At 54.8% G+C, this 9,492-nt stretch carries 9 protein-coding genes; all 9 read left to right on the forward strand.

What is annotated here, in order from left to right; all coding sequences use genetic code 11:
- A partial coding sequence (locus tag JDF658_RS05305) for a zinc ribbon domain-containing protein (RefSeq protein ID WP_143311954.1) occupies window positions 1–380 on the forward strand: 380 nt, incomplete at its 5' end.
- Between the two features lie 336 nt (window positions 381–716).
- On the forward strand, window positions 717–3,443 hold the full coding sequence (locus tag JDF658_RS05315; protein WP_079906731.1) for a bifunctional diguanylate cyclase/phosphodiesterase: 2,727 nt from the start codon (window positions 717–719) through the stop codon (window positions 3,441–3,443).
- A 79-nt stretch (window positions 3,444–3,522) separates the two neighbouring features.
- A complete protein-coding gene (locus tag JDF658_RS05320) occupies window positions 3,523–5,388 on the forward strand; it encodes a TIGR03960 family B12-binding radical SAM protein (RefSeq protein ID WP_079906732.1) in 1,866 nt (621 codons plus the stop codon).
- The gene (locus JDF658_RS05325) at window positions 5,385–6,083 is read left to right on the forward strand and encodes a TIGR03936 family radical SAM-associated protein (protein ID WP_079906733.1); all 699 of its coding nucleotides are present in this window, start codon (window positions 5,385–5,387) and stop codon (window positions 6,081–6,083) included. The genes JDF658_RS05320 and JDF658_RS05325 overlap by 4 nt, the downstream gene beginning before the upstream one ends.
- A 5-nt stretch (window positions 6,084–6,088) precedes the next feature.
- Window positions 6,089–7,804, forward strand: coding sequence for an Rne/Rng family ribonuclease (locus JDF658_RS05330; RefSeq protein ID WP_079906734.1), 1,716 nt, complete (start codon window positions 6,089–6,091; stop codon window positions 7,802–7,804).
- Between the two features lie 115 nt (window positions 7,805–7,919).
- Window positions 7,920–8,231 (forward strand): 50S ribosomal protein L21, encoded by a 312-nt coding sequence (gene rplU, locus JDF658_RS05335; protein WP_078664186.1) that lies wholly within the window; start codon window positions 7,920–7,922, stop codon window positions 8,229–8,231.
- Window positions 8,232–8,233: 2 nt separating this feature from the next.
- Complete coding sequence (locus JDF658_RS05340; RefSeq protein WP_078664185.1) at window positions 8,234–8,578, forward strand: ribosomal-processing cysteine protease Prp; 345 nt, start codon at window positions 8,234–8,236, stop codon at window positions 8,576–8,578.
- Window positions 8,578–8,877: a 50S ribosomal protein L27 gene (gene rpmA / locus JDF658_RS05345; RefSeq protein ID WP_078664184.1), complete on the forward strand. Its 300-nt coding sequence runs from the start codon at window positions 8,578–8,580 to the stop codon at window positions 8,875–8,877. The genes JDF658_RS05340 and rpmA overlap by 1 nt, the downstream gene beginning before the upstream one ends.
- A 61-nt stretch (window positions 8,878–8,938) precedes the next feature.
- Complete coding sequence (locus tag JDF658_RS05350; protein WP_078664183.1) at window positions 8,939–9,433, forward strand: Spo0B domain-containing protein; 495 nt, start codon at window positions 8,939–8,941, stop codon at window positions 9,431–9,433.
- Window positions 9,434–9,492 lie beyond the last annotated feature (59 nt).

The raw sequence follows: 9,492 nt of genomic DNA on the forward strand, positions 1-9,492 counted from the left end.
GAGACGCGGGCAACCAGAAACTCCACGCCTGGCCGTTCAGTAAGATAATAAGCCTGCTCACTTATAAAGCGGCCCTCGCCGGCATCCGGGTGGTCAAGGTATCGGAGAAGAACACCAGCACTACCTGCCCGGTGTGCGGCGAAAGGGTCAAGAAAGCCCGCGTGCATCGGGGGCTGTTCATCCACTGCGGTGTCGTACTGAATGCCGACCTGGTAGGCGCATATAACATTCTGCAAAGGTATCTCCGTGAGTCCGGTCTGGCACTGCCGGACCGGTCGGGAGTAGTGGGCGCACTGGCACGCCCTGCGGTCAACCTGTTCGTGTGGAGAAAAACCACACCGCCAGGCCGTGAACAGGGGACGCTCTGGCAGGCCGCTTAGGTCTGTTCCGGGCAGCCGCGAATTATAAAACCAACCACTTCTAAAAGGGGAACCCCACCCCTTTTAGGGGTGGGAGGATGTCAGGACTTTAGTCCTTTATTAGATCAAGACAATTTTTTAGACCTTAAAAACATAGCTCTTTTTAAAGCGGCTCAAGTAGATGCAGGTGGCTATGGAGTTACCTGGCCCAATGGGGCGGATATCAGTGAATACGCTCTCTGGGTCGACGGAAAGGAAATAAAAGACTGAAGGCATAGGCCCTCAGTCTTTTTTTATTGTCTTTTTTTGTAACAGGTGCTAAGATAAATTTAAGAGCGAAGCAGAGGAGTGAACTAAATGAAAGAAAAGTCCGCCTGGCTGGCGTTATTTATAAAAATCGGTCTTATACTTACTATAGCCATTCTGGTTGCCAATCAATCAATAGTTTTGTTTTTGGCAAATCAAATCCAGGCCAGGGAAAGAGAGGATATAGCTGCTATTACCCGGGTGATTCAGCTGGCTATCCGCAACAGTGATGCTGCAGTGAAGGAAATTGAGCGGTCAGTGGATCTGCGCCTTTATAATGCCTCTCTCTATCTGGCTCGCGAATTGAAGGGCCGTCCGATTAATACCATCAGCCAGCAGGAATTGCAGGCTTTGCGGGATCAGCTCAAGTTGAGTCATATTTCCCTTTTTGCCCGTCAGGGGGATGATATTGTAGTTATCAAGTCAACCGACCCCCGGGAAGTGGGCTTGAGTTCTAAATCCTGGGGCTACTGGTTTGAAGCATTCAACCAGCTTCTGGATTTGAAGGAGGTAAAGGTGGGGAAGGGTTTCTACCTGCCCTATTACTGGGCTGGACCGGTTTCTATCTCAGATGCCGATGGCAAATATTATAAATACGCCTATTACTATGATGGAACGACCCAATTTATCATCAATCCCTTTATCTCTGAAGAGGAAATCAAGGCTCTGAGCACCCATTCTCGACCGGGCAAGCTGATCGAAAACCTGCTCAATGCCAATGAACATCTGGTTGAAATTGCTGTCATCAATCTGCCGGCCTATCTCAATGACAAGCCGAAAGTGATCGAACCGGAGCGGGATCTGCCTGTCCTGTATGGGGCCAATAAATTCAGCCTGCCCCAGGACCGCACCTACTTTCGGCAGGTATTGAACACCGGGCAACCGGTACATTCCAGTTTTAAACATCAGGGCAAGGATTATGAAAAACATTATATTCCCCTGGACAACAACCGGGTACTGGCGGTGGTGGTAGACAAACAGCCCCAGCAAAAGCTGTTTGTCCGGATCAAGGGATTTTTGCTTTCAGTAACCGGGATAATTTATTTGCTGGTAATGCTTCAGCTTTATGGGCTCACTCGCCGTTACTGGTCCTTGCTGGTCATGGAGAAAGAACGGCTGCAGGTAGCTGAGGAGTTTAAAAGCCTGATTGGGGTTTTACCCAATGTCATCTTCAAACTAAAACGGGATGAAGCTGGTAACATCTACCCCACTTATAGTGAAGGTTCTACTGTCACTCAAGCGGGCATGGAAACGGCCAGGGTCAAAGGCCTAAAACTCGCCGATCATCTTGAGCCCAGGCTCTATTCCCGGATCAAGCCCTACCTGGATCAGGCCTTTGCCGGACAGGAAACGGAATTTCATATCGAATACCAGGGGAGGGTTTTTCACTGCCAGATTAAACCCATCTGGCGCGAAGGCCAGGTGGTGGAAATCGCCGGTTTTGCCACCGATGTCACGGAAAAATATCAGGCGGAGGAGAGAATCAAGTTTCTGGCCTTTTTCGACCAGGTTACCGGTTTGCCCAATCGGGCCCATCTAATGCAGCATCTGGAGACGGTGCTGGCCGATGGGCGTCAGGATGGCTTTACCGCTGTCTTGCTGATGGACCTGGACCGCTTCAAGGTGATTAATGACACTCTGGGTCATATCCGGGGGGATATGTTGCTGGTGGAGACGGCCAAACGCCTGCGCCGGGCCGTTGGCCCCGGCCATTTCCTGGCCCGCATGGGGGGAGATGAATTCATCCTGATTTTGCATCGTATCCCCAGCATCCGGGAAATCAAGCAGGTGGCCGAACGCATTATTGCCAGCTTTCAGGAGTCCTTTCAGATCGATAACCACCAGGTGTATATTACCACCAGTATCGGTATCAGTCTGAAACACATCCATGGGGACGATGCCGAAACCCTGCTGAAAAATGCGGACAGTGCCCTCTACCGGGCCAAAGCTAAAGGCAAAAACAACTACAAATTCTATGTTAAAAATGGACAAGCTGTGGAGCGTTTGCAGCTGGAAAATGATTTGCGCCAGGCCCTGGAACGGGGGGAATTTTTCCTGGTCTATCAGCCCAAGTTTTACGTTTGCGATGGCCGCCTGGGCGGGGTGGAGGCCCTGGTCCGCTGGCAGCACCCTCAGCGGGGTGTAGTAATGCCCGGGGAATTTATCGGGCTGGCGGAAGAAATGGGCTTGATCATTCCCCTGGGGGAATGGATTTTGCGCCAGGCTTTGCGCCAGCTCAAGGCCTGGGAAGAGGCGGGCTTGTCACCGGTCAAGGTTTCTGTCAACCTCTCCGGTGTCCAGTTTTACCAGAAGGACCTGGTGGTGCGGATTGCTGAGATTATAAGAGAAGAGGGGGTAGATCCATCGTTGCTGATTCTGGAAATTACCGAAACGGTGTCCATGCAGAACCTGGATTATACCCTTTCTGTGCTGAAAAAATTGCGGGAACTGGGGGTCCAGATTTCCATCGATGATTTTGGCACCGGTTACTCGGCCCTCAATTACCTCAAACGGTTCCCGGTTGACTATCTCAAGGTGGACCGTTCCTTTGTCCTGGATATCGGACGGGATGCCAATGGGGAGGCGGTGATCAAGACCATCATTGCCCTGGCCCAGAATCTGGGCCTCAAGGTGGTGGCTGAAGGAGTAGAGACAGAAGAACAGGTCAGGTTCCTGCAGGCACTGGGGTGCCATTTGGCCCAGGGTTACTATTACAGTAAACCGCTGTTACCTGTGGAGCTGGCCGACCGGTATCTGGCTCAGCCTCTGTCCGTATAGGACAGGGGCTTGTTTTTTAACTTGCATCACAACACCGATAATGGTATGTTATAGAGTGACAGTAAAGGAGGTACATATCATGCTGGCTGAACGAATTGAGTGCCTCTTGCCCCGGGTGCAGAAACCGGCCCGCTATGTAGGCAATGAGGTCAACAGCATAAAAAAGGGCTGGCAACAGGTACAGGTAACCATGGCCTTTGCCTTTCCCGATGTTTATGAAGTGGGTATGTCCCATTTAGGCCTGCGCATCCTCTACCATGAGGTGAACAAGCGGCAGGATGCTCTAATGGAGAGGGTTTTTGCCCCCTGGACTGACCTGGAGGAATTGCTGCGCCAGGAAGGTTTGCCCCTCTTTAGCCTGGAGAGCCGCCGCCCCCTGGCTGATTTCGACCTGATCGGCTTTACCCTGCAGTATGAGCTGAGTTTCAGCAATATTCTCAACATGCTGGATTTGGCCCGGCTGCCTTTGTTTAGCCGGGAGCGGGGAGAGGAGCATCCCCTGATTCTGGCCGGGGGACCCTGTGCTTTTAACCCCGAGCCTCTGGCGGATTTCATCGATGCTTTTGTTATCGGTGAAGGGGAAGAAGTAATTCACGAAATTCTGGATGTGGTAAGGGACTGGAAGCAGGATGGCCGCCCCGGCGGGCGTCAGGAAGTGTTGCTGCGCCTGGCCCGGGTACCGGGGGTCTATGTGCCCGCTTTTTATACCGTCAACTACCGGGAAGATGGCAGCATTACCTCTATTGGTCCCAACCGGGAAGGAGTGCCGGCCCGGGTAACCCGGCGGCTGATCAGGGACCTGGACAGTCTGGATTTTCCCACTGCCCCCATCGTGCCCTTTCTGGAAACGGTGCATGATCGTATTATGCTGGAGGTACTCAGGGGCTGTACCCGCGGCTGCCGCTTCTGTCAGGCCGGGATGATTTACCGGCCGGTGCGGGAACGGAAGCCGGAGACTTTGCTGAGACAGGCCCGGGAGGCGGTACGTCACACCGGTTACAATGAAATTGCCCTCACGTCCCTCAGCACTGCCGATTATTCCTGTGTTGCCCCCTTGCTGGCTACCCTGATCAATGAACTGGGGGAAGAGGGAGTAGGGGTTTCGCTGCCCAGTTTGCGGGTGGATGCCTTTTCCGTAGATCTGGCCCAGCAAATCCAGCGGGTGCGCAAAACCGGCCTGACCTTTGCTCCCGAGGCTGGAACCCAGCGTATGCGGAATATCATCAACAAAGGGGTAACCGAAGCGGATCTGGAAGCGGCGGTCACTGCTGCCTTCCGGGCGGGCTGGAATCAGATCAAACTTTATTTCATGATCGGTCTGCCGGAGGAACGGGAAGAGGATGTGGCCGGAATCGCAGCCTTAGCTGCCAGAGTGGTGGAAATCGGGCGGCGGGAGAAAACGACCAGCCGCCAGGTCAAGGTGACGGTCAGTGTATCCTCCTTTGTGCCCAAGGCCCATACCCCTTTCCAGTGGGTGGGCCAGGACAGTATGGAAAACCTGCAGAAAAAGCAGGAATTGCTGAAAGAGCTGGTGAAAAAGAACAAAGCCATTACTCTCAACTACCATGATGCCCGTACCAGCCTCATTGAAGCGGCTTTTGCCCGCGGGGATCGGCGGCTGGGGGCTGTACTATATACTGCCTGGCAGCAAGGCTGCAAATTTGATGGCTGGAGTGAGCATTTCCGCTATGAGACCTGGCGGGAGGCTTTTGCAGCCCATGGTTTCACACCGGAAGACTTTGCCCGGCGCAGCTTCGGACGAGAGGAAATCCTGCCCTGGGAGCATATTAACAGCGGGGTCAGCAAGGACTTTCTCTGGCGGGAATATGAACAGGCCATACGGCAGGCAGTCACCCCTGATTGTCGCTGGTATGGCTGCAAGGGCTGCCGCCTTTGTCCTGACCTGGAAGTGGATAATCTGCTCCAGGGAGGTGAGCGGGCATGAAATATCGTTTGAAATGGCAACGGGGCTGGGAAGTGCGGTTTGTTTCCCACCTCGATCTGTTGCGTACCTGGGAGCGGTCCTTGCGCCGGGCCGGTTTACCCCTGGTTTTAACGGAAGGTTTTAATCCCCATCCCAAACTGGCTTTTGCCCATGCCCTGGCTGTGGGTATGACCAGTGAGGGAGAATATCTGGACCTGGAACTGAGGGAATACCTCCTGCCGGCTGAAGTGCAGGAGCGTCTCAATCAGGCCTTGCCCCGGGGCTTCCAGGTAGTAAAAATCCGCACTTTGCCGGAAGGGGCACCGGCCCTGATGAGTATCGTCAACCGGGCGGATTATCTGTTAGGCCTGCCCCTGCGGGAAGCGGTGGCCGATGTCAATGAGCAGCTGCAGGCCCTGCTGACAAAGCCTGCTCTGCCTTTGCTCAAACGCAGCAAGAGCGGGGAGAGGGAAGTGGATTTCCGCCCCCTCCTTTACCGGCTGGCCGGCAGCAGTGATGGCCCGATGGTGCATCTGCGCTGTCTGGTAGCAGCCGGCAGTGAGGCCAACGTGCGGCCTGAAGATATAGTGAAGCTGCTGGAAAAATATCTGAGCTGGCCGGTGGTGGAACACGGCTTGCTGATGCATCGCCTGGATTTGCTGGTGGCCAGGGGAGGCGAACTGTATAGCCCAATGGAAATCGTGCATAAGGGGTGAGCCCTTTGGGCAGAGAACTGGTTGTGAATGTTAGAGAGGAAGAGACCCGGGTTGCCATGCTGGAAGAAGGCCAGCTGGTGGAGGTACTGGTGGAGCGCTCCCAGGCCCAGCGCCTGGTGGGCAATATCTACCGGGGCCGGGTGGAAAATGTCCTGCCGGGGATGCAGGCCGCTTTTGTCAATATCGGCCTGGAGAAGAATGCCTTTCTCTATGTGGATGATGCCGTGCCCCAGCGGCTGCCAGAGGAGTTTCTGGGGGAGGAGGAAACCCCTTTACCACAGGAAAAGCGGCCCCGGGCCAATATTACCGATGTGGTCAAGGAAGGCCAGGAGTTGCTGGTGCAAATCACCAAGGAACCCCTGGGCACCAAAGGGGCTCGCATTACCACCCATATTACCCTGCCGGGCCGTTATCTGGTGCTGATGCCTACCGTGGACTATGTCGGGGTCAGCCGCCGCATTGAAGATGAAGAGGAAAGACAGCGTCTGCGGGAACTGGCGGAAAAGCTGCGGCCCCCTAAAATCGGGGTGATCGTACGAACGGTGGCAGAAGGTATGTCGGCCAGTGAGCTGCAGCAGGACCTGGAGATGCTGCTGAAACTGTGGAAGCGCATCCAGATGCGCAGCACTGGTGGGGGAGTGCCCAGTCTGGTGCACCGGGATTTGGATCTGGTGCAGCGCCTGGTTCGGGATTTGTTTACGGAAGAAATTGAACGGGTAATGATCGATCAGCGCCATGCCTATGAAAAGGTACTGGAACTGCTGGACCTGATGGCTCCTCAGTTGAAATACCGGGTGCAGCTGTTTGAGGGGGAAAACCTCTTCCAGCGCTTCAACCTGGAAGCCGAGCTGGAAAAGGCTTTAAAACGCCGGGTCTGGCTGAAAAGCGGCGGTTATCTGGTTATCGACCAGACCGAGGCTTTGACTGCCATCGATGTCAATACCGGTAAATATGTGGGTCAGAAGGACCTGGAGGAGACGGTGCTGCATACCAATCTGGAGGCGGCCCGGGAAATAGTGCGCCAGATGCGCCTGCGCAATCTGGGCGGCATTATTATTATTGATTTTATCGATATGGCGACCGAGGAGCACCGGCAACAGGTGCTGGCAGTGCTGGAGGAGGAAATCAGGAAGGATCGGACTAAAACCCATGTGCTGGGTATTACCCAGCTGGGTCTGGTGGAAATCACCCGCAAGAAAACCCGCTCCGGCCTGGAAAGCCTCTTGATGCGCCCCTGTCCCTACTGTGAAGGCCGGGGTCTGGTGCTCTCCGAGGAGACGGTCGCCATCAAGGTCAGACAGGCCCTCTATGAGCTCTGCAGCCGCACCCTGGGCGAGGCCATTCTGGTAGAAGTCCATCCAGCGGTGGCTGCCTTGCTCATCGGCAGTGGTGGCAGCGGCCTGAGAGAGCTGGAAAGCCGCACCCGCCGGGAGATTTTGATTCGGGGTAATCAGGAGTTACATCTGGAGCAATTTAACCTGCGGGCCCTGTCATCCCGGGCTGAACTGGAAAACAATATTCCTGTCAAATTGGGACAGGTGCTGCAACTCAAGGTGGAAGAGCCCCACACCGGCAATCCTCGGGATGGGATTGCCCGCTATCATGGTTTTGTCATCAATATCGATGGCGGTGGGGCTTTTATTGGGGAAAAGCTGCAGGTTGAAGTGACCCGGGTGCAGAAAACTTCTGCCCGGGCCCGGATTTTGCGGATTGTTACTTGACATTTCTGTCCTTTTCCGGTAGAATAATTGAGTGTTCACAACCGCACGAAAGGGGCCGGAAAATGGCCGACAGGCCTGCCTGCTTTTGGCGAGTCTGGAATAGGGAGGTGCAAGCATGTACGCAATTATCCAAACTGGCGGTAAGCAGTACCGGGTACAGGAAGGCGATGTACTGCGGGTTGAAAAGCTGAATGCAGAAGTTGGCGCTACTGTGGAACTGGACCAGGTTCTGGCTGTAGCAAAGGATGGCCAGCTGGTAGTGGGCAATCCTACCGTACCGGGGGCCAAGGCTGTACTGAAAGTGCTGGAACACGGCAAAGGCAAGAAGATCATTGTCTTCAAGTACAAGCCCAAGAAAAACTATCGCCGTAAGCAGGGTCATCGTCAACCCTACACCAAGGTTGTAGTGGAAAAGATTATGGCCTAACTATGATTACCATCGAAATTTTCCGGACCGGTACAGGGGAAATCAAGGCTTACCGTTTCAGCGGACATGCTGGTGCGCGCCGTCCCGGGGAGACTTATGACTTCCTCTGCGGAGTGGTTTCCATGCTGGCTCTGGCTATCACCAACGGACTAACCGAGGTGGCAGGCGTTGAGCCCCGGGAACTGACGGTGGCTGATGGTTACCTGTACTGTGTGTTACCCGATAATCTGGCGGCTGACCGGCGCCTCCAGGCCCGAGTTTTGACAGAAACGCTGGCACTAAACGCTGAACAGCTGTCAGCCGACCACCCCGAACATGTAACTGTGATCAAGAGGAGGTGGACCTGATGTTAAAGCTGAATCTGCAGAACCTGCAACTGTTCGCTCAGAAAAAAGGGGTAGGTTCTTCCAAGAACGGCCGGGACTCTGAAGCCAAGCGGCTGGGGGTCAAGCGGCATGATGGCCAGGTTGTACTGGCCGGCAATATCCTGGTGCGCCAGCGGGGAACCAAGATTCACCCTGGCCGCAATGTCGGTATCGGCAAGGATGATACCCTGTTCGCCCTGATCGACGGGGTTGTGCGCTTTGAAAGAAAAGGTCGCGACAAGAAACAGGTCAGCGTATATCCTGTGGAAGCGGCTCTGTAAGATTTACCCCAGCCAGCCTCTGGCTGGGGTCTTTATCTTTGCGGGGGAAGGTGAGGGAGTCATGGGGGAACGCTGGCTGCAGCAATTGAACCGGCGCCGACATGACCTGTTCAATTATTTGCAGATGCTCAGTGGCTACCTGCAAATGGGGGATCTGGAGGCAGTGCGACGGCAGCTGTCAAATCTACAGCGGACTCTGGAGGAAGAAAGCCATCTCTGCCGTCTGGGCCAGCCAGACCTGGTGCTGGCCTTGCTGGAGCTGAAGCAGTGGGCCCAGGCTCAGGAGCATGAGCTGGAAATAGTCTGTGCAGGGCAGCCGCAGCCCCGGGCAGCCCTGGCTCTGGTTGCCTTTCTGGAGGGTTTGTGCCAGCAGGGGCGGCTGCCAACAGGGGAAGACAGCATGCTTTTCCTGCAAGCATCCGGGCCCGGTCTGCGCCTCAGCTGGCAACCAGCCCCGGTGGGAATGGAAACGGGGCTGGCAGGGGCATATTACATAGCAGAGGATGGAGCCCTAATCTGGGAATATCCAGGGAGGGATAAAAGTGTTTCTGGATAAAGCAAGAATCTACGTCAAAGGTGGCGATGGCGGCAATGGGGCTGTTGCCTACCGGCGGG

It is taken from the genome of Carboxydocella sp. JDF658 (genome assembly GCF_002049395.1).
Classification (GTDB): Bacteria; Bacillota.